This window comes from Stenotrophomonas sp. STEN031, from assembly GCF_056759975.1.
The window spans coordinates 1-24,224 of sequence record NZ_JBRREA010000060.1 but is presented as its reverse complement, the minus strand read 5'-3'; the positions used below and the strand labels follow the sequence as shown (position 1 = coordinate 24,224).

16 protein-coding genes are annotated in these 24,224 nt (G+C 64.8%); 5 read left to right on the top strand and 11 right to left on the bottom strand.

Going from position 1 to position 24,224, the window contains the following annotated elements; all coding sequences use genetic code 11:
* Positions 1-111: 111 nt before the first annotated feature.
* Positions 112-1,776, bottom strand: coding sequence for an ATP-dependent RNA helicase RhlB (gene rhlB / locus ACVOLQ_RS19000; RefSeq protein ID WP_313174647.1), 1,665 nt, complete (start codon positions 1,774-1,776; stop codon positions 112-114).
* A 196-nt stretch (positions 1,777-1,972) separates the two neighbouring features.
* Here rhlB and trxA point away from each other — a divergent pair, with 196 nt between their 5' ends.
* Together trxA and rho are read left to right on the top strand one after the other, a co-directional pair.
* A complete protein-coding gene (trxA, locus tag ACVOLQ_RS18995) occupies positions 1,973-2,302 on the top strand; it encodes a thioredoxin TrxA (protein WP_057628040.1) in 330 nt (109 codons plus the stop codon).
* Positions 2,303-2,527: 225 nt separating this feature from the next.
* Complete coding sequence (gene rho, locus ACVOLQ_RS18990) at positions 2,528-4,285, top strand: transcription termination factor Rho (RefSeq protein WP_481528953.1); 1,758 nt, start codon at positions 2,528-2,530, stop codon at positions 4,283-4,285.
* A gap of 315 nt (positions 4,286-4,600) precedes the next feature.
* Here rho and aceK read toward each other — a convergent pair whose 3' ends face one another.
* From aceK to ACVOLQ_RS18940, 10 genes are all read right to left on the bottom strand, one after another.
* Positions 4,601-6,331, bottom strand: a complete 1,731-nt coding sequence (gene aceK / locus ACVOLQ_RS18985) for a bifunctional isocitrate dehydrogenase kinase/phosphatase (protein WP_481528952.1) — start codon at positions 6,329-6,331, stop codon at positions 4,601-4,603.
* 405 nt (positions 6,332-6,736) lie between these two features.
* Positions 6,737-7,156, bottom strand: coding sequence for a roadblock/LC7 domain-containing protein (locus tag ACVOLQ_RS18980; protein ID WP_481528951.1), 420 nt, complete (start codon positions 7,154-7,156; stop codon positions 6,737-6,739).
* The gene (locus ACVOLQ_RS18975) at positions 7,149-7,697 is read right to left on the bottom strand and encodes a GTP-binding protein (RefSeq protein WP_313174438.1); all 549 of its coding nucleotides are present in this window, start codon (positions 7,695-7,697) and stop codon (positions 7,149-7,151) included. Before ACVOLQ_RS18975 ends, ACVOLQ_RS18980 begins: the two co-directional genes overlap by 8 nt.
* Entirely contained in the window at positions 7,694-8,662 is a 969-nt protein-coding gene (locus ACVOLQ_RS18970; RefSeq protein WP_481528950.1) for a hypothetical protein, read from the bottom strand. The genes ACVOLQ_RS18975 and ACVOLQ_RS18970 overlap by 4 nt, the downstream gene beginning before the upstream one ends.
* 250 nt (positions 8,663-8,912) lie before the next feature.
* Positions 8,913-11,144 carry an NADP-dependent isocitrate dehydrogenase gene (locus ACVOLQ_RS18965; RefSeq protein ID WP_481528949.1) on the bottom strand — a complete coding sequence of 744 codons (2,232 nt, stop codon included), beginning with the start codon at positions 11,142-11,144 and terminating at the stop codon, positions 8,913-8,915.
* 607 nt (positions 11,145-11,751) lie between these two features.
* The gene (locus ACVOLQ_RS18960; RefSeq protein WP_313174434.1) at positions 11,752-12,234 is read right to left on the bottom strand and encodes a hypothetical protein; all 483 of its coding nucleotides are present in this window, start codon (positions 12,232-12,234) and stop codon (positions 11,752-11,754) included.
* 48 nt (positions 12,235-12,282) lie between these two features.
* The gene (locus tag ACVOLQ_RS18955; RefSeq protein WP_313174433.1) at positions 12,283-12,585 is read right to left on the bottom strand and encodes a LysM peptidoglycan-binding domain-containing protein; all 303 of its coding nucleotides are present in this window, start codon (positions 12,583-12,585) and stop codon (positions 12,283-12,285) included.
* A 99-nt stretch (positions 12,586-12,684) separates the two neighbouring features.
* Positions 12,685-13,494 (bottom strand): NADPH-dependent 7-cyano-7-deazaguanine reductase QueF, encoded by an 810-nt coding sequence (queF, locus tag ACVOLQ_RS18950; RefSeq protein ID WP_481528948.1) that lies wholly within the window; start codon positions 13,492-13,494, stop codon positions 12,685-12,687.
* 81 nt (positions 13,495-13,575) lie between these two features.
* Positions 13,576-14,439 carry a DUF4261 domain-containing protein gene (locus ACVOLQ_RS18945; RefSeq protein ID WP_481528947.1) on the bottom strand — a complete coding sequence of 288 codons (864 nt, stop codon included), beginning with the start codon at positions 14,437-14,439 and terminating at the stop codon, positions 13,576-13,578.
* 45 nt (positions 14,440-14,484) lie between these two features.
* Positions 14,485-15,804, bottom strand: coding sequence for an amidohydrolase (locus ACVOLQ_RS18940; RefSeq protein WP_313174427.1), 1,320 nt, complete (start codon positions 15,802-15,804; stop codon positions 14,485-14,487).
* Between the two features lie 456 nt (positions 15,805-16,260).
* Here ACVOLQ_RS18940 and ACVOLQ_RS18935 point away from each other — a divergent pair, with 456 nt between their 5' ends.
* From ACVOLQ_RS18935 to ACVOLQ_RS18925, 3 genes are read left to right on the top strand one after another with little or no spacing between them, the layout of a single operon-like run.
* Entirely contained in the window at positions 16,261-17,502 is a 1,242-nt protein-coding gene (locus ACVOLQ_RS18935) for an efflux RND transporter periplasmic adaptor subunit (RefSeq protein ID WP_481528946.1), read from the top strand.
* A gap of 47 nt (positions 17,503-17,549) precedes the next feature.
* A complete protein-coding gene (locus tag ACVOLQ_RS18930) occupies positions 17,550-20,774 on the top strand; it encodes an efflux RND transporter permease subunit (RefSeq protein ID WP_481528945.1) in 3,225 nt (1,074 codons plus the stop codon).
* Positions 20,775-20,780: 6 nt separating this feature from the next.
* Positions 20,781-23,900: an efflux RND transporter permease subunit gene (locus ACVOLQ_RS18925; RefSeq protein ID WP_481528944.1), complete on the top strand. Its 3,120-nt coding sequence runs from the start codon at positions 20,781-20,783 to the stop codon at positions 23,898-23,900.
* Positions 23,901-24,224 lie beyond the last annotated feature (324 nt).

The window sequence follows — 24,224 nt, the reverse complement described above, 5'->3', positions numbered from 1 at the left end:
CGTGGGTTTTGGCCGGCCCCCGGGCCGCCGCGGGCCGCGCGCCCGGCTGGGGGTTCTCCGGCGGGGGCGCCCCCGGCCGGCCCGGGCCCCCCCACTACAGGCTCGCGGCCATCAGCTGCCGGACAGCATCCGGCGGATCTTGCGGCCCAGGCGGGTCAGGAACGAGTCGCTGTCATTACCGGCACGCATCGGCTTGGCCTGTACCTGCACCGGGCCGTTGTTGTTGGCCACTGCCGGTGCGGCGCCTTCGGCACCCTCAACCGGGCGACCGTGGCGACGGCGGCGACGCTTGCGCGGTGCGCGCTCGCCTTCCACTGCCGGGCTGTTGGCGGCATTCGGTGCACCTTCGGCGGCCGGACGCGGCGGCTTGGGCGTGCCATCGGCCTTGGCCGGGGCGCCTTCGACGCGCGGCTTGCGCGGGCCACGCGGCTTGCCGTCGGCGCTGCGTTCGCCACGGCGTTCACCGGGCTTGCCACCGCTGCGACCACCGCCACGACGGGCTTCATCAGCGGCCTTCTGCTCGCGGGCTTCGCGGAAGATGGCACCCACGCTCTCGCCTTCTTCGCCTTCCGGCAGCGGTGCACGCTCGGGACGCGGCAGCGCGGTCATCAGTTCGGCGGTAACCGACTCGACCGGGATCTTCTGCTCGATGTAGGCCTCGATGTCCGGCAGGCTCATCGCATAGCGTTCGCAGGCGAAGCTGATCGCGTCACCTTCTTCGCCCAGGCGCGCGGTACGGCCGATGCGGTGCACGTAGTCTTCGGCGTCGAACGGCAGGTCGTAGTTGTAGACGTACTTGATGCCGTCGATGTGCAGGCCGCGTGCGGCCACATCGGTGGCCACCAGGATTTCCAGCTGGCCCTTCTGGAAGCGGTTGAGCAGGCTCTCACGCTTCTTCTGCGGCACGTCGCCGGACAGCACGCCAACGCGGTAACCGGCCTTTTCCAGCGCGCGTGCAACGCGCTCGACGAACACCTTGGTGTTGACGAATACCATGGTGCGGGCGCCTTCGCTGCGCGACAGCAGGCCGATCAGCAGCGGCAGCTTCTCTTCGTCGGCCGGGAAGTAGATGCGCTGGCGGACGCGGTCGGCGGTGATGCTTTCGGTCTCCACCACCAGCTTCTGCGGCTCGTTCATGTGCTCATAGGCCAGCTCCAGCACACGGTGGCTGAGGGTGGCACTGAACAGCAGAGTCTGGCGCGTGGTGCGCTCGGGCATGCGCCGCAGCAGGAAACGGATGTCCTTGATGAAGCCCAGGTCGAACATGCGGTCGGCTTCGTCCAGCACGCAGATTTCGCAGGCATGCAGCGACACCACCTTGTGCTGCTTGACGTAGTCGATCAGGCGGCCGGGGGTGGCGATGATCACGTCCACGCCCTGCTGCAGCAGCTCGCGCTGCTTGTCGTAGTCCACGCCACCGTAGACCAGCGCAAAGCGCAGGCCGGTGTCGGCAGCGAACTTCATCGCATCCTTGTGGATCTGGATGGCCAGCTCGCGGGTCGGCGCCAGGATCAGCGCACGCGGATCTTCCGGCTTGCGGTCAGCCAACGCCGGGCGGGTCAGCAGGCGGTTGGCGACGGCGACCAGGAAGGCCAGCGTCTTGCCGGTACCGGTCTGGGCCTGGCCGGCGACGTCGCCGCCCGGCAGAGCCACCGGCAGGGTCAGCGCCTGAATGGGGGTGCAGCGGGTGAAACCCGCGCCTTCAAGGCCTGCCAGCAAGGTCGGCTGCAGGTCGAAGGAGGAAAATGTCACGTCGGTTAGCGGTTTGTCGCTCATTGATTTCGTCTTTGTAGTGCCAGCCGGTCAGTGTGGCCGGGCAGCTTGCATCGATTCGGGCACCGTCGCACACTGCGGCCCCTGCGCCGGGTCGCGCGACACCTGGGCCCTGCCCACTGTCCGCGCAATGCCCCAGTTTACCGCAATGCGACCGCCAACCCGGCATGGGCAGTCGCATTGCACCAGGAGACTCCAAGTGAGCGATAAGGTTTTACACGTCGGCGACGCCGACTTCGACAGCGCCGTCCTGCAATCGAGCGAACCGGTCCTGGTGGATTTCTGGGCTGAATGGTGCGGCCCGTGCAAGATGATTTCCCCGGTCCTGGACGAACTGGCTGATGCCTACGACGGCAAGCTGAAGATCGCCAAGGTCAATGTGGACGAGAACCGCGCCACCGCGATCAAGTACCACGTGCGCTCGATCCCGATGCTGCTGCTGTTCAAGGATGGCCAGATCCAGGCCACCCAGATCGGTGCAGTCGGCAAGGGCCAGCTGAGCCAGATGATCGACAAGGCGCTGGTCTGATCCAGCACGGTCCGGCGGCCCCGCGCCGCCGGCCACCGGGCCAGCCTGACCGCGGCCCAACAGGGTTTTGCAGGCGCTTGCACCGCCGCGCTTGGCGGTGTTAGTGTCGCTACATCCGGCAGCATTCGCGTGCCGCACCCTCTGGACGGGTTCTCGTCCGGACCATCCCAACCAGTTCGCAGCCCCGCAGGGCGCTCGCACATCCAAGCGAGAGGAATCAAGCACTTGTCCGAGAACACTCCTTCCGAAACCGGGAGCACCGACGCTCCTGTCGAGAAGCGCGTGCGCAAGCCGCGTGTTGCCAAAGCCGTTGAAAGCGCCGACAGCGGTGCTTCCGCCCCCGCCCAGCCGGCTCTTCCGTTGCCTGCCGCTCCGGCCGCTCCGGCACCGGTAGCCGCCGCCCCGGCGCCCGCCCCCGTTGCTCCGCCGCCCGCGCCCGCCGCGGCAGCGTCCAGCAATGAAGGCCAGGCCCCGGCAGCCAGCGCCGGCGACAACAACACCTCGCAGGGTGGCCAGGACAACGGCGAAGGCAACAACAACCAGCAGCGCTATGGCCAGCAGAATCAGCAGGGCCAGGGTCAGGGCAACCGCCGCGACCGTTTCCGCAACCGTCGCGACCGTGACCGCAACCGTCAGCGTGACGACAACGGCATGGGCAACGAAGGCGGCAACGACAATTTCGTCCCACGCCAGATGCCGAGCGTGCCGGAAGGTTTCCCGGTCTATTCGCTCAGCGACCTGAAGAAGATGCCGGCGCAGAAGCTGCTGGAGATCGCCGAGCAACTGCAGATCTCCGAAGGCGTCGCCCGTGCCCGCAAGCAGGACGTGATCTTCGCCCTGCTCAAGGTGCTGACCCGCCACGGCGACGGCGTTGCCGCCGACGGTGTGCTGGAAATCCTGCCGGACGGCTTCGGCTTCCTGCGCGCTGCCGAAGCCAGCTACCTGGCCGGTCCGGACGATACCTATATCTCGCCCAGCCAGATCCGTCGCTTCAACCTGCGTACCGGCGACCATCTGTCGGGCCGCATCCGCTTCCCGAAGGACGGCGAGCGCTACTTCGCGCTGTCGATCGTGGACACCATCAACGGTGAGCCGATCGAAGCCTCGAAGAACAAGGTGCTGTTCGAAAACCTGACCCCGCTGTTCCCGCGCAAGCGCTTCACGCTTGAGCGCGGCAACGGTTCCTCGGAAGACATCACCGGCCGCATCCTCGACCTGATGGCACCGCAGGGCAAGGGCCAGCGCGCGCTGATCGTCTCGCCGCCGAAAGCCGGCAAGACGATGATGATGCAGCAGATCGCCACGGCCATCACCACCAACCATCCGGAAGTGCACATGATCGTGCTGCTGGTGGATGAGCGCCCGGAAGAAGTGACCGAAATGCAGCGCACCGTGCGCGGCGAAGTGGTCTCCTCGACCTTCGACGAACCGGCCGCGCGCCACGTGCAGGTTGCCGAAATGGTGATCGAGCGTGCCAAGCGCCTGGTCGAGCACAAGAAGGACGTGGTGATCCTGCTCGACTCGATCACCCGCCTGGCCCGCGCCTACAACAACGTCGTGCCCAGCTCCGGCAAGGTCCTGACCGGCGGTGTGGACGCCAACGCCCTGCACCGCCCGAAGCGTTTCTTCGGTGCGGCACGCAACGTCGAGGAAGGCGGCTCGCTGACCATCATCGCCACCGCGCTGGTTGAAACCGGCTCGAAGATGGACGAAGTGATCTACGAAGAATTCAAGGGCACCGGCAACAGCGAAGTGCATTTGAACCGCCGCATCACCGAGAAGCGCGTGTACCCGGCCATCGACATCAACCGTTCCGGCACCCGCCGCGAAGACCTGTTGATCGAACCGGAGCTGCTGCAGAAGATCTGGATCCTGCGCAAGCTGCTGCACCCGATGGACGAAATCGCCGCGATGGAATTCCTGCTGGACAAGATGAAGAACACCAAGTCCAACGACGAGTTCTTCGGCTCGATGAAGCGCTGATTCCTGCTGGAATCGGCTGCAGACAAAAGCCCCGCGCAAGCGGGGTTTTTGTTGTCTGTCCCTTTGACCGACGATGCCGGCGAGGCGGTTTCACGGTTTTCCGGTAGTGCCGAGCGATGCTCGGCAGGCGCATCAGCGGCGGCGTCTCTACCCAGCGTGGGCCGGCACTCCCACCCGCCGTCGCCGATACCAGGACTGCTGCCAGGCAGGGCTTATTCCCTGCGGACCGATGCCGTACTGGCTTCGCGGCTCACGCCGCTCCTACACATCGCTTCGCCTGGCATGGCTCGGCACTACCGTGGGGTCTGGCCGCCATCAGGCCAAACGCAATGCGCGCGGATACGGCGGTGTATCCGGATACAGGCCTTGCCTGAAACCGGCCTGCAGATCCTGCCACCAATGCGGATCGAACAGCTCCGCAAATTTCTCCCGCACCACATCCAAGGTGGCGCGCGGCAAACCCATGAACAACCCGAAGCGCTCGGGAAAAACATCATTGGCAGCGACATGGAACCACGGCTCGCTGGCCATTGCTTCTTCCTCGCTGCGTGGCTGTGGCCAATGGCGGAAATTGCATTCGGTGACCAGGCACAGTTCGTCATAGTCGTAGAACACCGCGCGACCGTGCCGCGACACGCCGAAGTTCTTCAGCAACATGTCGCCGGGGAAGATGTTGTTGCACGCCATGTCGCGGATGGCCTGTGCGTAATCCAATGCAGCGGCGCGCGCCGCATCTGCGCCCTGCTCACGCAGGTACAGATTCAGGGGCCGGAAGCGACGCTGCACGTAGCACAGCGCGATTTCCACTTCGTCACCGTCGATGCGCACGCTCTGGCTGCACCCTTCCACCAGCTCCTGCAGCAAGGCCGGTGCGAAGCGCTGCCGCGGGAAGCGCAGATAGCGATACGGCTGCGCGTCCAGCAAGCGGCCAATACGATCAAGATTGAACACCAGCGCGTACTTGTCTTCCACATCTTGCCGGCTCATGGCTTTCGGCCAGGCGAAGCGATCACGGATCAACTTGAACACCAGCGGGTAGCTGGGCAGGGTGAATACCGTCATCACCATGCCGGGCGTGCCATCAGCATGCACCAGCTGCTCGTTGTCGTGCTGCTGGAAGTGACTGAAGAAGGTGCGATAGCGCTCGGTCTTGCCCTGTTTGGCCCGACCCAGCACGGTGTAGATCTCATCCACCGGCTTGCCCGGCAGGATGCTGCGCAGGAACACCACCGCATCGGCCACGGTGGGCAGATCGGCCTGGAAGTAGCTACGTGATACGCCAAACAGATGCGCCACATCACGGCGTCGGCTCAACACCGCCTCCACGCGAATTCCACTGCCATCGTTGACCAGGGCAATCACGCAGGGCGAGAACCGATGTTCACCGAACACGCGTCCGACCAGGTAGGCGCGGCGCTCGCGGTAGAACACCGTCTGCAGCAGTTCAATCGCGCGCACCGGATACGGCCCCCAATGGGCGAGGTCATCCTGCAGGCGCACCGCGATGGCAGCCGCGCAACGCAGCTGGTGCGCGTAAGGCAGGTCAAATGCATAGTCCGCCAACAAGCGCGAGAAGGCCTCGGCCGGACGCGCTTCGGATACCGCGTAGACATGCCGCGCGACCGGATGGGTGATGGCATCGGAGGGCTCGATGTCCAGCGCCATGAATTCGATGCTGTCATCCACGCCATGGGTGGCGAACAGGCGCCGGGTGAGCGTGTTGTAAAAGGTCTTGTAGAGCTCGCCGTCGATGCGGCCTTCGATCAACCCGGCAAATTCCTGCTTGACGTGCCGCCACAGCAGCCGCGCCTCGCTACTGCCTTCCAGCAGCTGATCCAACTGGGTACGGCATTGGGCGACGCTGAGGTCGTACAGCTCGATGCGCTCTATTGCATCGGCTTTGGCGGCTGCCCAATCACGACGCTGGAAGCGCTCGCGGGCGCGTCTGCTGACCTGGGCGAAGTCATGGTGGTAATCCTCGAAGCCCTGCGCGATGCAACTGGCGATGCTGGCCGCCAAAGCGCTGTCTGAAGCCGACTCGGTCATGACGGCATGACCTGAGCTTGCTGAGGTGCTGGGTCAATGCAGGTACGAGGCAATCGCATGCGGGAGAACACCGGGGAGTTGCACTGACCATACGCCACTGGCCGCTGTTCGGGACAGGATCGGGGGCGGAGCTGTTCGTGGGTTGCGGGTTTCGCACCAGAAGCACCCCTCCCCAACCCTCCCCTGCGCTATGCGCAAGGGAGGGGGTGGATCACTGCCATTTGCACGTTGCTCGCGAGCGCAAGCTCTGCCCCCTCCCTTGCGCGTAGCGCAGGGGAGGGTTGGGGAGGGGTGCTTTGGCTTTGGACTTAGATTTAGATTTAACCCTTCTCCCGCCCACGGTAGAAGGGTTGGGATGAGGGGAGCTTTGGCTTTGGTTCCAATGCAGCCACAACCACCTCCCCCTTACTCCCCCCCGGACAACTCCGCCTGGATCTTGCGCCCACACTCGCGCGCGCTCCACAGCACGTGGCCGATCACGCTGCGCTGGCCGCAGGCAGCCATCAGCAGCAAGGAGCCGCGAGGCAGTGGGATGGACTGCATCAACACCTTGCCTTCGCTGGCCTCCAGCAGCAGTACGTCCATTGTCCCCAGTGCGAGCTCCCGCCCCACCGCCGATGCCAGCGCCAGCATCGCACTGGTCATGGCGGCCAGGCGCTCGCCACTGGAAGTCTCCGTAGCCGCCTGTGCCAGGACAAAGCCATCGACACTGGCGACCACGGCGGCACGCACGCCATCCACCGAACCGGTGAACTCCTGCAACCGTTGGTCTATCGCGGCAACTTCCCAGTCTTCCAGCAGTGCTATCGCCTTTGCCTCAGCCATGAGCATCCACCAACGCAGCAGCCTCGACTTCGCCCATCAGCACATCCATCAGCAGCATCACCGCATCCTCCGAACGCGCATCGAATGGCACCAGTGGCAGCGGCCGGCCGGCGGTCTTCTGTGCCTGCAGCAGGCAGGCGTCAAGATCCACGTCCGGCATCAGGTCGAACTTGGAGACGCCAATCACCGCCGGAACTGTCGCGGCGTGCTCACGCAAGGCCAGCAGGTAGCGCTCCATCTCCTGCGCCACGTCGGGGCTGGAGGCATCTGCAAGTATCACCACGCCACGGGCGCCCTGCAGCAGGACCGGCCAGATGAAGGAAAAACGCTCCTGCCCCGGGGTGCCATACAGGCGCAGGCGGTCCCCATTGGGAAGATTCACATCGGCATAGTCCATCGCCACCGTCGTTGCCAGCTTGGAAGAGCTGGCATCGGTGTTGAGTACATCGGTATCAATGACCGTGCCGCCGGCTACAGCGCGCACCAAGGTCGACTTGCCCGCCCCCATGGCGCCCAGAATCACTACCTTGTGTTCGATCATGCATGGGTCCCTGTGCGTTGACGAACGCTGCGCCACATCCGCGCCAGCAAGGCGCTGGCCCCGACCTTGACCGGCACCGGCGGCGGCGCAGCGGCCGGCTCCGGTACCTGCACGGTGGCATAGCCGCACAGGTACGCCGAGCGCATGAAGGCGCGGGCCGCGTCGCTGTCCAACTCCAGCAACGCGGTGCATTCGGCCAGGGTGCAGGGCTTTTTAAGCAGCAGCGAGCATAGCCGGAAGCCATCGTGCTGATGCGCAAGCACGCGGAAATCCGGCCAGCGCAGCAGGCTTACCCGCGCGTGCTGCTGCAGACGTCGATCGAAATCTGTCCAATTGTCACCATGCTGTGCCATCTGCCAGAGCAGCGGCCGCAGCGGTTGCCGCGACAGGTTCTCCGCCAGCGCCTGGAAACGCGCCAGCGACAGCTCCTGCAAGGCCAGCAACTCGAATACATCACCCAGTTGCTGGGCCAGACTCGGCCCCTGTGCGGGATGCACGTAGAGCGGCACCATCTGGTCGTGTTCGAAATCAATCAGCAGCTGTGGTTGGCCCTGCAATGACAGCACCGCACGGCCCTGTTTCTCCTGCAGCCGCCGCCGTAGCAGACGGGTCACCTGCTTGGCACCGCTGGCAAGGTACAACCCATCGGTGGTGGTTGCTGCAGGTGGTGGCGCCAGCGCACGCTGGATCTGCGCCTGGTCCAGATGCAGGGCCGTGTTGCTGCGGCCGTCGTGGACCGCACCCTCGTCATCGTGCAGCCACAGCCGCATCGCCGGCCGCTTGCTGGCCATGTGCTGGGCAGCACTGCGCAATGCCGGGGTATCGCGCACCAGCAGCAGGTCGCATTGGTCCAGGTCCACACAACGTTGCAGGCCCTCTGGCGGCAAACCCGCAATCTCCCTCAATCGCCCGAGAAGCGTCTGCTCCTCACGGGTGTCCGAGCCCACTACCAGCACCCTGGTCATGCCCTCTTCCCCTTTCGACGCGCCCGCGTCATGCGATTCCCTGCGTGTCGAATCAGGCTATTCCAGAAGCTGCATGTGAAAGGGTGATTGGACCCACACTTCGATTTTTCAGTGCAGCTTCCACTACTCGACCTTGGTCGTATCTACACGCCGTCATCACACCGAAAACAAGAAAGCCTGCATCCGCGCGGGATGCAGGCTTTCGATGTGTAACAGCAGCTACAACATGCTGCCGTCACTCTTACGTGGATCAGGCCTTGAGGCTGGCAATGGCCGCATTGAGGGTGGCGCTCGGGCGCATCGCCGGGCCGGCCTTGGCCAGGTCCGGGCGGTAGTAGCCGCCGATGTCCACCGCCTTGCCCTGCACCGCCGCCAGCTCGTCGACGATCTTCTGCTCGTTGCTGGTCAATGCCTCGGCCAGCGGTGCGAACTTGGCCTTCAGCGCGGCATCGTCATTCTGCTCGGCCAGCGCCTGTGCCCAGTACATGGCCAGGTAGAAGTGGCTGCCACGGTTGTCGATGCCACCGAGCTTGCGCGAGGGCGACTTGTCGTTATCCAGGAACTTGCCGTTGGCCGCGTCCAGCGCATTGGCCAGCACGCTGGCGCCCTTGTTGTCGTAACGCTGGCCCAGGTGTTCCAGCGATGCGGCCAGGGCCAGGAACTCACCCAGCGAATCCCAGCGCAGGTAATCCTCTTCCACGAACTGCTGCACGTGCTTCGGCGCCGAACCACCGGCACCGGTTTCGAACAGGCCGCCACCGGCCATCAGCGGCACGATCGACAGCATCTTGGCGCTGGTGCCCAGCTCCAGGATCGGGAACAGGTCGGTGAGGTAGTCACGCAGCACGTTGCCGGTCACCGAGATGGTGTCCTCGCCCTTGCGGATGCGCTCCAGCGACACCGCGGTCGCTTCTTCCGGCGACAGGATGCGGATGTCCAGGCCGTTGGTGTCGTGGTCCTTGAGGTACTTCTCGACCTTGGCGATCACCTGCGCATCGTGGGCGCGCTTGCTGTCCAGCCAGAACAGCGCCGGGGTATTGCTCAGACGGGCGCGGCTGACGGCCAGCTTCACCCAGTCCTGGATCGGCGCGTCCTTGGTCTGGCACATGCGCCAGATGTCACCGGCTTCGACAGCGTGTTCGAACACGACATTGCCAGCCTCGTCGGTGACCTTGACCACGCCATCGGCAGCGATCTGGAAGGTCTTGTCGTGCGAGCCGTATTCTTCGGCCTTCTGCGCCATCAGGCCGACGTTCGGCACCGAGCCCATGGTGGCCGGGTTGAACGCGCCGTGTGCCTTGCAGTCGTCGATGACCGCCTGGTACACGCCGGCGTAGCAGCGGTCGGGAATGATGGCCTTGGTGTCCTGCAGCTTGCCTTCGGCATTCCACATCTTGCCGGAGTCACGGATCATCGCCGGCATCGAGGCGTCGACGATCACGTCCGACGGTACGTGCAGGTTGGTGATGCCCTTGTCCGAGTTGACCATGGCCACGGCCGGGCGCTTGGCGTACTCGGCAGCGATATCGGCCTTGATCGCTTCCTGCTCGGCTTCCGGCAGCTGCGGCAGACGCGCATACAGGTCGCCGATGCCGTTGTTGGCATCAAAGCCCACCTGCTTGAGCGCATCGGCGTGCTTGGCCAGCACGTCCTTGTAGAACTCCTCGACCACGACGCCGAACATGATCGGGTCGGAGACCTTCATCATGGTCGCCTTCAGGTGCAGCGAGAACAGCACGCCCTGCGCCTTGGCATCGGCAATCTGCGCATCGACGAAGGCAGCCAGCGCCTTGCGGTTCATCACCGCGGCGTCGACGATCTCGCCGGCCTTGACCGCGGTCTTTTCCTTCAGCACGACGGTGTTGCCGTCGTTCTGCACCAGCGCGATCTTCAGGCTGCCGGCGTTGGCGATGGTGGCCGACTTCTCGCTGCCGTAGAAGTCACCGCCGTCCATGTGCGCGACGTGCGACTTGGAGTCGGCGGTCCAGGCGCCCATGCGGTGCGGGTGCTTGCGCGCGTAGTTCTTCACCGACAGCGGTGCGCGACGGTCGGAATTGCCTTCGCGCAGCACCGGGTTCACCGCGCTGCCCTTGATCTTGTCGTAGCGCGCCTTGATGTCGCGCGAGACGTCGTCGGTGGGTGCGTCCGGGTAGTTCGGCAGGATGAAGCCCTGGTCCTGCAATTCCTTGATCGCGGCCTTGAGCTGCGGCACCGAGGCCGACACGTTCGGCAGCTTGATGATGTTGGCTTCCGGCTTGGTCGCCAGCTCGCCCAGTTCGGCCAGGTCATCGCTGATCTTCTGGTCGTCCTTCAGGAAATCCGGGAACTGCGACAGGATGCGGCCGGACAGCGAGATGTCGCGGGTTTCGACGGCAATGCCGGCGGTCGCGGTAAAGGCATCGACGATCGGCAGCAGCGACTGCGTGGCCAGGAACGGAGCTTCGTCGGTGAGCGTGTAGATGATCTTCGGCGTATTCGACATGGGGGCAAAAACTCTCTTGCTGACGGATGCGGTGCGTGGAATGGCAGCGGCGATGGGGCGGGCGCATGGCCATCCAGTGGGCCGGCGCGCAGTCCCTGCCCGGCTGCCGGGTGAGGAAACCCTCGCATTGTCGCGTTTTCGACCGGAGCGGGCAAAGCAAATCCATACGCCAAGGTAGGGAGCAGCTCGCCATCTGCCATGCGAGCTTGCGCAGGCCTTGTGCCGTCTTGGCTCGCGCTGTTTGCCGCAATGGTGGTCTCAGCTGCAACCACCCGCGCTGTACATGGACAGGGGTAGACAGTGCGCAAACAAAGGGGCGCGCACATTGCCGTTCACTGGAGCGAGGCAGGGTATGTTGCGTGTAGGAGCGGCGTCAGCCACGAAGCTGAGGTTGCCTCAAAGCCATGCACCTGATGATGTCCCTGCTTCGCGGCTGACGCCGCTCCTACAAGAACAATCCGATGCCAGAGTCAGGCATCTGGTTAGGCGTGACTCAAAAGCTCCAGTGAATCGACTTGCTGTTCAAGCGGATAAAAAAAGGCGCAGCCTGATGGCTGCGCCCATGCGTATCACCGACGGGAGAGAGTTGCGTCGGCTAACGCCTTACTCACTTCACCTCGAACTGCTGCGGCATGCCGGCCGCCTTGCCATCAACGGTGACGTCAGCGGTGTACTTGCCAGCCGGCCACGGCGTTGCCTTGGTGAATTCGATGTTGGTGGTGCCGGTGTCGGTGGCGTTGAGCGTGGCGCTCTGCTCACCGGCCACCTGGCCATCCTGGTAGGTCAACTTGGCAGCCACCGGCACATTGCTGGCCGTGCCGCTGGTCTTGACCGAAACAATGATCTTGTCCTTGGCTGCCAGTACCGCGACCGGTGCCACCGACATATCCGCTGCTGCCGCATTACCGACAGTCACCGCGGTCACCGCAAGAACCGGCGCAGCGGGTGCCGACTCGACCATCGGAGCCGGGGCGGTCGCAGCGGGCGGCGGCGGAGCCGGCGCAGCTTCTTCCTTCTTCTTGCAACCAACCAGTGCCACGGCACCGACCACGGCGATCATCAGGGCACTGCTAAGCGACGTCTTCTTCATGAATTGCTCCGAATCTGGTTTGAAGGTGCGTACGTATTGGCGCAGGGATCAGCCTTGGCGCGCCGGAATCTTCAGCGTCTGCCCCGGGCGGATCTTGTCCGGGTCATCGAGGACATCACGATTGGCATCGAAGATCTTCTTCCATGCGTTGCCGTCGCCAAGCAGCTTCTTGGCGATCTTGGAGAGGCTGTCGCCACTCTGCACCGTGTACTGCTGCTCCCCGACGATCTCTTCGGTACTGGTCACGGTCGCCGTCACATCGGAGAAATCGGCTTTCTGCACCACCTGTTCGGTGCTGGTGACGGTACCGGTGACATCGGAAAAATCGGCTTTCTTATCAGTACTGCTCATCCAGGCGGCTCCTCCGTGACTGACGGGAAGCAACGATTGCACGACGCCTGTTAAGGTTTCATCGTGCCAACGTAAAAACCAGCGTACGCAGCTGAATGTTTATTGACGCAGATCCCGGATCGGGAGGCTGGCAGCCATGCCGGGGCTGGCCCGACGCGGATTGATGTCCAGGCCGCCACGGCGGGTATAGCGTGCCTCGACCTCCAGCATGCCGGGCTGGCAGTGCTGGCCAAGCTCCAGGAAGATCCGCTCCACGCACTGTTCATGGAACTCGGCATGGTCACGGTAGCTGACCAGATAACGCAGCAGCCCTTCGCGGTCGATGCGCGGGCCGTGGTAACGGATGCTGACGCTGGCCCAGTCTGGCTGACCGGTCACCGGGCAATTGGACTTGAGCAATGCCGAGACCAGGGTTTCATCCACCACGGTAGCGGCATCGGCCGACAGCACGCTGGCATCCGGTGGGCCATAGCTGTCGATGGCGACATCCAGATGATCGATGCTTTCGCCCGGCGCCCGCGCGACCGCTGGCAGGCCGAATTCGACCCGTACATCGGCACCGGCACAGGTCGACAGGTCAGTGACAATGCGCTCACGCACCGCCTCGGCCCGATTGAAGCGCGCGCCGTTGAGCGAGTTCAGGTACAGCTTGAGCGACTTGGATTCGATCAGGTTCGGCGAGGTCGCCGGCACGTACAAGGTGGCGGTTTCCACACAGGGCTTGCCACGCGCGTCCAGCCAGCCCAGCTCATAGATATGCCAGCGGTCCTCGCCGACGAACGGCAGTTCGCTGCCCAGGCCGATCTCGGCACGGGCGCCGGCGCGCGGGATCGGGAACAGCAGACTGGCGTCGTACTGGCGGGGGTAGTCGACCTCACGGCCGAGGCTGGAATCTTGGGGAGTGTTCATCGGCGCCATTGTAATTGCGCCAGCTTGAGCGCCGGATATACCGGCGCGCCGTTTCGATGAGGACAGGTGCAGCCTGCTGCTTCAGTTCAGCAACCGCTGCCACCAGGACTTGCCCGCCTTGGCCTGCGGTATCTCCTCGCTGACCAGCCGCATCACCTCCCGCTCCGGGTCCAGCGCTGACGGACCATAGACCACGCGGATGCGTTCATCTTCGGTCGCGCCAAGGGTGTCGCCATCACTGATGACCATGCCGTTCTCGATCAGGTAATCGACGATGCCGGTGAGCCGGCTGAACACGCCCTCGGCGCTGTCAGCGGTCTCGGGAATCTCGATGTCCATCAGGCCCAGCATGTCCATGCCACGGGTATGGCCGGTCATCACCCCATCCGGACGCGCGCCCACGTTGATTGCCACCCAGGCAATCGGCAGCGGTTCGGGCAGGGTGGCCTGGGTCAGCTCGCGGAACAGGCCCGGCAGCACGACATGATTGGCACTACCGAAGTAGACCGCCTGGATGCTGTTGGACACGGCGACGGCCGAGGCCAGTACACGGCTGAGCAATGCTGCCTGTGCGACCAGATTGGGTTCCTGGCCGTCGTCGCTGAAGCGCATCACCGTCACGATGGTGTGCGCGGCGTATTCCACCGGCGCCGGCGTCGCATCCGGCCACAGCCGGCTGTGTGCGCAGATCTGCGCGATGTCATCGCCGATCTGCAGCGGGATGGGCATCAACGCAATCAGGTAGTCGGCGTACTCCAGGCATTGCATTGGCGCATCGTCGCCATCGGCGTTCGTGTCCTCATCGCCAGCAGACGGGGCCTCGCCCAGCCGCAGCAGCGACTGGTCCAGGTCGGGCCAATCGTTGCGCATCTGCGCGAGCAGGGCGTCGGCGGTGAGCTGAGGGTCGAGCTGCGACTGCAGCAGCATGGCCAGGCTGGCACTCATGGGGCTACTTCTTCCTTGTAGGTAAGCCCCTGACACTACCCGGACTCAGCCCGCCTTGTCACCGTGCAGGTAATCCAGCGACACCTGCAACAGCGCGCGCAAACCCACGTCCAGCGCCTTTTCGTCGAGCAGGAATTTTGGTGAATGATTGCTCGGCGCGGTGGCCGGATCGATGCCGGCACCGGTGGAGCCGACGAAGAAGAACATCGACGGCACCTGCTGCGCGTACAGCGAGAAGTCCTCCGAGCCCATCTGCAGTGGCGGCTCATAGACATTGGCCTTGCCCACCACCGCCTGCAGACTGGGCAGCATGCGCGCGGTCAGTGCAGGATCGTTGACGGTGGCCGGATTGCCGTCCTTCTCGTAGATGTCGGTGACGGCGGTGGCACCGTGGGCGGCAGCGGTGTGTTCGGCGACATTGCGCAGATCGGCGAAGATCTGCTTGCGCATGTCCGGGTCAAAGGTGCGGATGGTGCCGACCATCTCCACCGAGTCGGGAATGATGTTGTAGCGGATGCCGCCCTTGATCGCGCCGAAGGTAAGCACAGCCGGCTGCTTGGACAGGTTGGCGCGACGGCTGACGATGGTCTGCGCGGTACCGATCAGGTCTGAGGCCGCAACAATCGGGTCAACCCCGTTCCACGGCGCCGAGCCATGCGTCTGGCGACCGTTGACGGTGATGCCGAAGCGGTCGGAGGCGGCCATCAGCGGACCACCGCGCACGGCGATCTGGCCCGCCTGCACACTGGAGAACACGTGCAGGCCAAACACCGCCTCCGGCTTGAAGTCCTTGAACAGGCCTTCCTTCAGCATCAGGTCGGCACCGCCCTGCTCCGGCGGTGGTGCGCCTTCCTCGGCGGGCTGGAAGATCAGCATCACTTCCCCGGGCAGCTTGTCGCGCATCGCGACCAAAGCGTCGGCCACGCCCAGCAGGGTTGCGGTGTGTGCATCGTGACCACAGGCATGCATCACCCCAACCTGCTCGCCGCGGTATTCGGCGGTGGCCTTGGAGGCAAACGGCAGGCCGGTCTGCTCGGTGACCGGCAAGGCGTCCATGTCCGCGCGCAGGGCGATCTTCGGGCCGGGCAGGCCGCCCTTGATGATGGCGACCACGCCGTGCACGGCCACGCCGGTCTTCGGGTTCAGGCCCATCGCACGCAGGCGCTCGGCGACCTTGGCGGCGGTACGTTCTTCGCGATTGGAGAGTTCCGGATGGGCATGGAAGTCGCGACGCCAGTCCACCACCTGCTGCTGCAGGCGACTGGCGGCTGCCGCCACCTCCGGACGCTGTGCGGCATCCTGGGCCTGCGCCAGCGGCGCCAGTGCGCAAAGCAAGGCAGACAGCAACACGGTCTTGCGGGCCATCGGCAACTCTCCTTCCAATCGGGGACAGGGTGAATGTAAGCCCATCATGGGCCAAGCGGCCGCCGCCAGGGAACCGGCACGCTGTAGGCAATCCACGGTAGTGCCGAGCCATGCTCGGCAAGGGCGTTCCCCGCAGCCATTGGCTTGTAGGAGCGGCGTCAGCCGCGAAGCTGATGGTTCGCCAGATCACAGACCAATGGGTGACTCCCAATGTTTCGGCTTCGCGGCTGACGCCGCTCCCCCAGCATTCCTGCAGGTTGATGCGACGCTGGGAAGGCCCCAGCCGAGCATGGCTCGGCACTACAACATCAGGTCAACCGATGCCGCGATGGAACGTTCATCACCTGCACGGGTCTGTATGCGTGGCCCATCGGTCATGCCTCCCAGACCACAGGCGCGGCGGTATCCTCTGCGCCTTGATCGTTCTCCCCCTATCGGTTCCTCAGGAGTTTTCGCATGTCGCGTTTCTGGAAGATCGTACTGCTGGTCATTGCAGTACTGCTGGTGGCCGGTATCGGCTATCGGGTGATGGGGGGCGGCAAGCAGAAGGCCGGTGCTGCGCAGTCTGGCATGAGCCAGGGAGGCAGGGACCAGCAGGACAAGGATCCCGTGCCGGTCACCGCCGTCAGCGCGGAGAAGAAGGACGTGCCGGTCTACCTGACCGCACAGGGCACGGTGACCGCATTCAACACCGTCACGGTCAGCCCGCAGGTCGGCGGCCAGCTGCTCAGCGTCAACTTCCGCGAAGGCCAGGCGGTCAAGAAGGGTGACCTGCTGGCACAGATCGACCCGCGCACCTTCCAGGCCCAGTATGACCAGGCCGTCGCCAGCAAGCGCCAGAACGAAGCCCTGCTGGCCACCGCGCAGTCCAACTACGCACGCTCCAACTCGCCGGAATACCGCCAGTTCGTGGCGCAGACCGACCTGACCACGCTGCGCAACCAGGTCGCCCAGTACCAGGCCGCCGTTGCCGCCTCGCAGGCATCGGCCGCGCAGGCCAAGGTGCAGCTGGACTACACCCGCATCACCTCGCCGATCAACGGCATCGCCGGCATCCGCGCGGTCGACCCGGGCAATGTGGTCAGCGCCGGCAGCCAGATCGTCACCGTGACCCAGCTGCAGCCGGCCTATGTGCTGTTCAACCTGCCCGAGCAGCAGCTCGACGCAGTGCGCAGCGCACAGGCCGCAGGCCCGTTGCAGACCGCCACCCTGGACCGCGAAGGCGGCAGCGTGGTCAATGCCGACGGCGTGCTGCAGGTGGTGGACAACCAGATCAGCAGCAGCAGCGGCACCTTCCGTCTGCGCGCCCAGTTCCCCAATGCCAACGATGCGCTGTGGCCAGGCCAGTTCGTCAACGTGCAGATGAAGCTCAATGTGCTGCCGGGCGCGATCGTGGTACCGGCCGAAGCAGTGCAGCGCAGCAGCACCAGCGATTTCGTCTACCTGATCAAGCCCGACAACACCGTCACCCTGCGTAATGTCGTGCAGGGCGGCCAGGTCGACGACAGCCACGTGGTGATCAGCAGCGGCCTGCAGGCGGGCGACAAGGTCGTCACCGAAGGCCAGTTCCGCTTGAAGGAAGGCAGCAAGGTCAATGCGCTGGCGCCGGGCCAGGCACCGCCGGCACCGACTGAAGAACAGCTCAAGGCGGCCAGCCAGAAGGGCAACCGTGGTGGACGGGGTGGCCCGCCGCGCTGAGGCGCTGGCCGGCACCCGCCTCCCCTCCCCCGCACCAGGAACCGACCGTGGGCTTTTCGACTATCTTCATCCGGCGCCCGATCGCCACCTCCCTGTTGATGATCGGGCTGATGCTGCTGGGCATCCTCGGTTACCAACGCCTGCCGGTTGCGGCCCTGCCCGAGATCGAAGCGCCCAGTCTGGTGGTGACCACCCAGTACCCGGGTGCCAGCGCGCAGACCATGGCCTCGCTGGTGACCACGCCGCTGGAGCGGCAGCTGGGGCAAATTTCCGGGCTGGACATGATGACCTCCGATTCGTCGGCAGGCCTGTCCAGCATCGTGCTGCAGTTCTCGATGGAACGCGATCTGGATACCGCCGCGCAGGACGTGCAGGCGGCCATCCGCCAGGCCACCCTGCCCAGCTCGCTGCCCTACCAGCCGGTCTACAACCGGGTGAATCCGGCCGATGCGCCGATCCTGACCCTGAAACTGGCCTCGGACACGCGCCCGCTGCGTGAGGTCAACGACCTAGCCGACTCGATCCTCGCCCAACGCCTGTCGCAGACCGATGGTGTCGGCCTGGTCTCCATCGCCGGCAATGTGCGCCCGGCGGTGCGCATCCAGGTCAACCCGGCGCAGCTGGCCAACATGGGCATGACCCTGGAAGACCTGCGCAGTGCGCTGACCCAGGCCAACGTCAACGCGCCCAAGGGCTCGCTCAACGGCAAGACGCAGAGCTATACGCTGTCCACCAATGACCAGCTCAGCGACGCGGCCGACTACAACGACATCATCATCCGCTACCAGAACGGTGCGCCGGTGCGTCTGCGTGACGTCGCTAAAGTGGTCGACGGGGTGGAGAACGACCAGCTCGCCGCCTGGGCCGATGGCAAGCCGGCCGTGCTGCTGGAAGTGCGCCGCCAGCCCGGCGCCAACATCGTCAAGACGGTGGAGAACATCCGCCAGATCCTGCCCAACCTGCAGGGCATGCTGCCGGCCGACGTAAAGCTCGATGTGTTCTCCGACCGCACCGTCACCATCCGCGCCTCGGTGCACGACGTGCAGTTCACCCTGGTCCTCACCATCTGCTTGGTGGTGGCGGTGATCTTCGTGTTCCTGCGCCGGCTGTGGGCGACGGTGATCCCCTCGGTGGCGGTCCCGCTGTCGCTGCTTGGCACGTTCGGGGTGATGGCCTTCGCCGGCATGTCGCTGGACAACCTGTCGCTGATGGCGCTGACCGTGGCCACCGGCTTCGTGGTCGACGATGCGATCGTGATGATCGAGAACATCGTGCGCTATATCGAACAGGGCAAGGACGGCCAGGAAGCGGCGGAAGTCGGCTCCCGCGAAATCGGCTTCACCGTGCTGTCGTTGACGGTGTCCTTGATCGCGGTATTCCTGCCGCTGATCCTGATGCCGGGCGTTACCGGTCGCCTGTTCCATGAGTTCGCCTGGGTGTTGTCGATTGCGGTGGCGATCTCGATGGTGATCTCGCTGACGCTGACGCCGATGATGTGCGCCTACCTGCTGAAGCCGGACGCACTGCCCGAGGGTGACGACGCCCACGAGCGGGCCGCAGCGGAAGGCAAGGTCACCGCCTGGTCGCGACTGGTTGGCGTCTACGAACGCAGCTTGGACTGGGTGCTGCACCACCAGCCGCTGACCCTGGGCATCGCCTTGGCCTCGGTCGCGCTGACCGTGCTTCTGTACATGGTGATCCCCAAAGGCCTGCTGCCCGACCAGGACACCGGCATGATCACCGGCGTGGTCATCGCCGACCAGAACGTCGCCTTCGAGCAGATGCAGCAGCGCACCCAGGCGGTCGCCTCCGCGCTGCAGGACGATGAAGCGGTTACCGGTGTCGCCGCCTACATCGGCGCCGGCAGCATGAACCCCACCCTCAACCAGGGCCAGCTGAGCATCGTGCTCAAGGACCGTGGTGATCGTGATGGGCTGGATGTGATCCTGCCGCGCCTGCAGGCCGCCGCCGCGCATATCCCCGGCGTCGCGCTGTACCTGAAGCCGGTGCAGGACGTGACCCTGGATACGCGCGTGGCCGCCACTGCCTACCAGTTCTCGCTGTCGGACATGGACAGCACCGAACTGGCCAAGCAGACCGAGCGTGTCACCGACGCCTTGCGCCGGTTGCCGGAACTGGCCGATGTCGACGACAACCTGGCCAACCACGGCCGTGCGCTGCATGTGGAAGTGGACCGCGACAAGGCCAGCCGCTACGGCGTGCCGATGCAGACCATCGACGACACGCTGTATGACGCCTACGGCCAGCGCCAGATCTCGACCATCTTCACCCAGCTCAACCAGTACCGCGTGGTGCTGGAAGTGGCACCGGAGTTCCGCACCAGCGACGCACTGATGAACCAGCTGGCGATCGGCAGCAATGGCAGCGGCACGCTCAGCGGCAGCAATGCCACTACCCTGGGCCAGGTGACGTCGAGCAACTCGTCCACCGCCACCGGCATCGGCAGTGCCAATACCGGCATCGCACTCGGCGCAGGCGGCAGCATCCCGCTGTCGGCGATTGCCAGCGCCAAGCCCGGCACCGCGCCGCTGATCGTCAGCCACCAGCAGCAGCTGCCATCGGCGACGATCTCGTTCAACCTGGCGCCGGGTTATTCCTTGTCCGAAGGCGTGGATGCGATCAACAAGGCAGTGGCCGAGCTGGAACTTCCACCGCAGATGCAGGCGCAGTTCGTCGGCACCGCCGCCGAGTTCTCCAGCAGCCAGACCGACGTGATCCTGTTGCTGCTGGCCGCCATCGCGGTGATCTACATCGTGCTCGGTGTGCTGTACGAAAGCTGGATCCATCCGCTGACCATCATCTCGACCCTGCCGCCGGCCGGCGTCGGTGCACTGCTGGCCTTGTACCTGTGCGGCATGAGCCTGTCGGTGGACGGCATCGTCGGCATCGTGCTGCTGATCGGCATCGTCAAGAAGAACGCGATCATGATGATCGACTTCGCGCTGGACGCGCAGCGCTCCGGCGCCAATGCCTATGACGCGATCCGTCGCGCCTGCCTGCTGCGTTTCCGCCCGATCATGATGACCACCGCCGCGGCCATGCTCGGCGCCCTGCCGCTGGCGCTGGGCACCGGTATCGGTTCGGAGCTGCGGCGTCCGCTCGGTGTGGCCATCGTCGGCGGCCTGCTGCTGTCGCAGCTGGTCACGCTGTACACCACGCCGGTGATCTACCTGTACTTCGAGCGTCTGTCCGAATGGGCAGCCAAGCGCCGCGAGCAACGCGCCGCCGCACGCCTGCAGACGGCACGGTAAGCGCGGATGAACATCTCCGCGCCTTTCATCTCGCGCCCGATCGGCATCACCCTGCTGGCGATCGGCCTGTTCTTCGCCGGTCTGGTCTGCTACCTGCGGCTTGGCGTTGCCGCCCTGCCCAACCTCGCCATCCCGGTGATCTTCGTACAGGCCTCCAATACCGGTGCCGATGCCAACACCATGGCGGCCACGGTCACCGCGCCATTGGAACGCCACCTCGGCCAGGTGCCGGGCATCGACACCATGCGCTCCAGCAGCAGCGATGGCCGCAGCATGGTGTTCCTGATGTTCAACACCAGCCGCGACATCGATTCGGCCGCACAGGATGTGCAGGCTGCGATCAACGCGGCCATGGCTGACCTGCCGGCCGGCATCAATACGCCCACCTACCAGAAAGCCAATCCCAACGACGATCCAGTGATCGCGCTGGCGTTGACCTCGGACACGCAGTCGGTAGCCGAGCTGTACAACACCGCCGACTCACTGCTGGCGCAGCGCCTGCGCCAGCTGCCCGGCGTCTCGCAGGTGGATATCGCCGGTGCTTCCACGCCAGCAGTGCGCGTCGACCTCAACCTGCGTGCGATGACCGCACTGGGCCTGAGCCCGGATGATCTGCGCAACGCGATGCGTGCGGCCAACGTCGCCTCGCCGCTGGGCTTCCTCAGCGACGGCAGCAGTCAGACGGCGATCATCCTCAACGACCAGATCCGCAAGGCTTCGGATTTCGCCAACGTCGCCATCTCCACCCACGATGGCGCGGTGGTGCGCTTGAAGGATGTGGCCACGGTCTACGACGGCCAGCAGGACGCATATCAAGCCGCGTGGTTCAACGGCAAGCGTGGGGTGCTGATGTATGTCTACCTGCGCAGCGGCGACAACCTGGTCGCTACCGTCGACCGGGTAAAGGCAGCCATTCCCTCGCTCACCGGCTATCTGGATGCCGGCAGCACGCTGACCCCGTACTTCGACCGCACCCCGACCATCCGCGCCTCGCTGGCCGAAGTGCAGATCACCTTGATGATCAGCCTGCTGATGGTGATCCTGACCATGGCGTTGTTCCTGCGCCGGCTGGCGCCGACGCTGATTGCTGCCGTAACCGTCCCGCTGTCGTTGGCCGGTGCCGCGCTGGTGATGTACGCCCTGGACTTCACCCTCAACAACCTCACCCTGTTGGCGCTGGTGATTGCCATCGGCTTCGTCGTCGACGATGCCATCGTGGTGATCGAGAACGTCATGCGCCATCTCGACGAGGGCATGCCGCGGCGTGAAGCGGCGATGGCGGGCGCACGCGAGATCGGCTTCACCATCGTCTCGATCACCGCCTCGCTGATCGCGGTGTTCCTGCCGATCATCTTCGCCCAGGGCATGATCGGTGCGTTCTTCCGCGAGTTCACCCTGACCCTGGTTGCGGCCATCCTGGTCTCGGCAGTGGTCTCGCTCACCCTGACCCCGGCGCTATGCGCACGCTTCCTGCATCCGCATGCCGAAGGCGCACGCGATACCCGCACCAACCGCATGCTGGACCGCGTGCATGAAGGCATGCTCAAGGTCTACACGGTCGCACTGGATTTCTCGCTGCGCCACGCCCTGCTGCTGTCACTGACGCCATTGCTGCTGATCGTGGCCACGTTCTACCTGGCCGGCTCGGTCAGCAAGGGCCAGTTCCCCGAGCAGGACACCGGCCTGATCTGGGGCCGCGCCAGCTCCAGCGCCACCGTCTCGTTCCAGGAAATGGCCGAACGTCAGCGCCGGCTCAGCGATACCTTCCTGGCTGACCCGGCGGTGAAGATGGTTGGCTCGCGACTGGGCTCCAGCCGCCAGGGCAGCAGCGCACAGTTCAACATCGAGCTGCATACCGAGAAAGAAGGCCGCAAGGAACCCACCAATGTGGTGGTCAGCCGGCTCAGCGCCAAGGCCGCGCAGTTCCCGGATCTGGATGTGCGCCTGCGTGCGATCCAGGACCTTCCTTCCGACGGCGGCGGTGGCGGTTCGCAGGGCGCACAGAACCGCGTGACCCTGCAGGGCAATGACGCCGAGCAACTTGCCGAATGGCTGCCCAAGCTGGTCACCGCGTTGAAGCAGCATCCGCAGCTGCGTGATGTCGGCTCGGACGTGGACAAGGGCGGCTTGATGCAGAAGATCGTCATCGACCGCGAGAAGGCCTCGCGCCTTGGCGTGACCATTGGCGCCATCGACGGCGCGCTGTACGGCGCTTTCGGCCAACGCCAGATCTCCACCATCTATGCCGACCTCAACCAATATGGCGTGGTCGTCAATGCACTGCCCAGCCAGACCGGCAGTCCGGCTGCGATTGAAGACCTGTACGTGCCGTCCAAGAGCGGGCAGATGATTCCGCTGACCGCACTGGCCCATCAGGAAGCCGGTTTGGCACCGTCGCAGGTCACCCACCAGAACCAGTACACGGTGATGGACCTGAGCTACAACCTTGCACCGGGCGTAAGCAGCGGCGAGGGCGATGCCATCGTCAAATCGGTGATCGAAGGCCTGCGCATGCCCGGCGACATCCGCCAGGCTGCGCCCGGCGGCTTCCGCCAGGCGATGGACCCGGTGGCGATGCTGATGCTGATCATCGCCGCCATCGCCACGGTCTACATCGTGCTCGGCATGCTCTACGAGAACCTGGTGCATCCGGTGACCATCCTGTCCACGCTGCCAGCGGCGGGCATGGGTGCGCTGCTGGCCCTGTGGATCACCAATACCGACCTGTCGATCATCTCGATGATCGCGCTGGTGTTGCTGATCGGCATCGTCAAGAAGAACGCGATCATGATGATCGACTTCGCCCTGGTCGCGCAGCGCGTGCACGGCAAGTCGCCGGCCGAAGCAGTGCGCGAAGCCAGCATCGTGCGTTTCCGTCCGATCATGATGACCACGATGGTCGCCATTCTTGCGGCACTACCGCTGGCGATTGGCCTGGGTGAAGGCTCCGAACTGCGCCGCCCGCTGGGCATCGCGATGATCGGCGGCCTGCTGATCTCGCAGAGCCTGACCCTGCTCAGCACGCCGGCGCTGTATGTGATTTTCTCCTGCCTACAGCAGCATTGGCGCAACTGGCGCACACGCAGCAGGGAGCGCAAGCGCCTACGCAAGCCGGCACGCGCGTGATTCACCCCTCCCTTGCGCGCGGCGCAGGGGGTGAAGAAGGTCTGCTTGCGCGGCACTGCCGCGCGACCTGATGAATGACCGAAGGCTACGCCTTCGGGCCGGACGGGCTGGGGAGGGAGGCTCTGGCTTCTGGCTCTGGCTCTTGCTCCGGCTCCGGCTGTCGCCTTAGCCCTTCTCCCGCCTGCGGGAGAAGGGTTGGGATGAGGGGAGCTTTGGCTTTGGCTTGGCTTTGGCTTGGCTTTGGCTTTGGCTTTGGCTTTGGCTTGGGTTTGGCTTCGCATTGCCTTCGCATTGGAAATAGCATAGCAATGGCAAGCCAAAGCC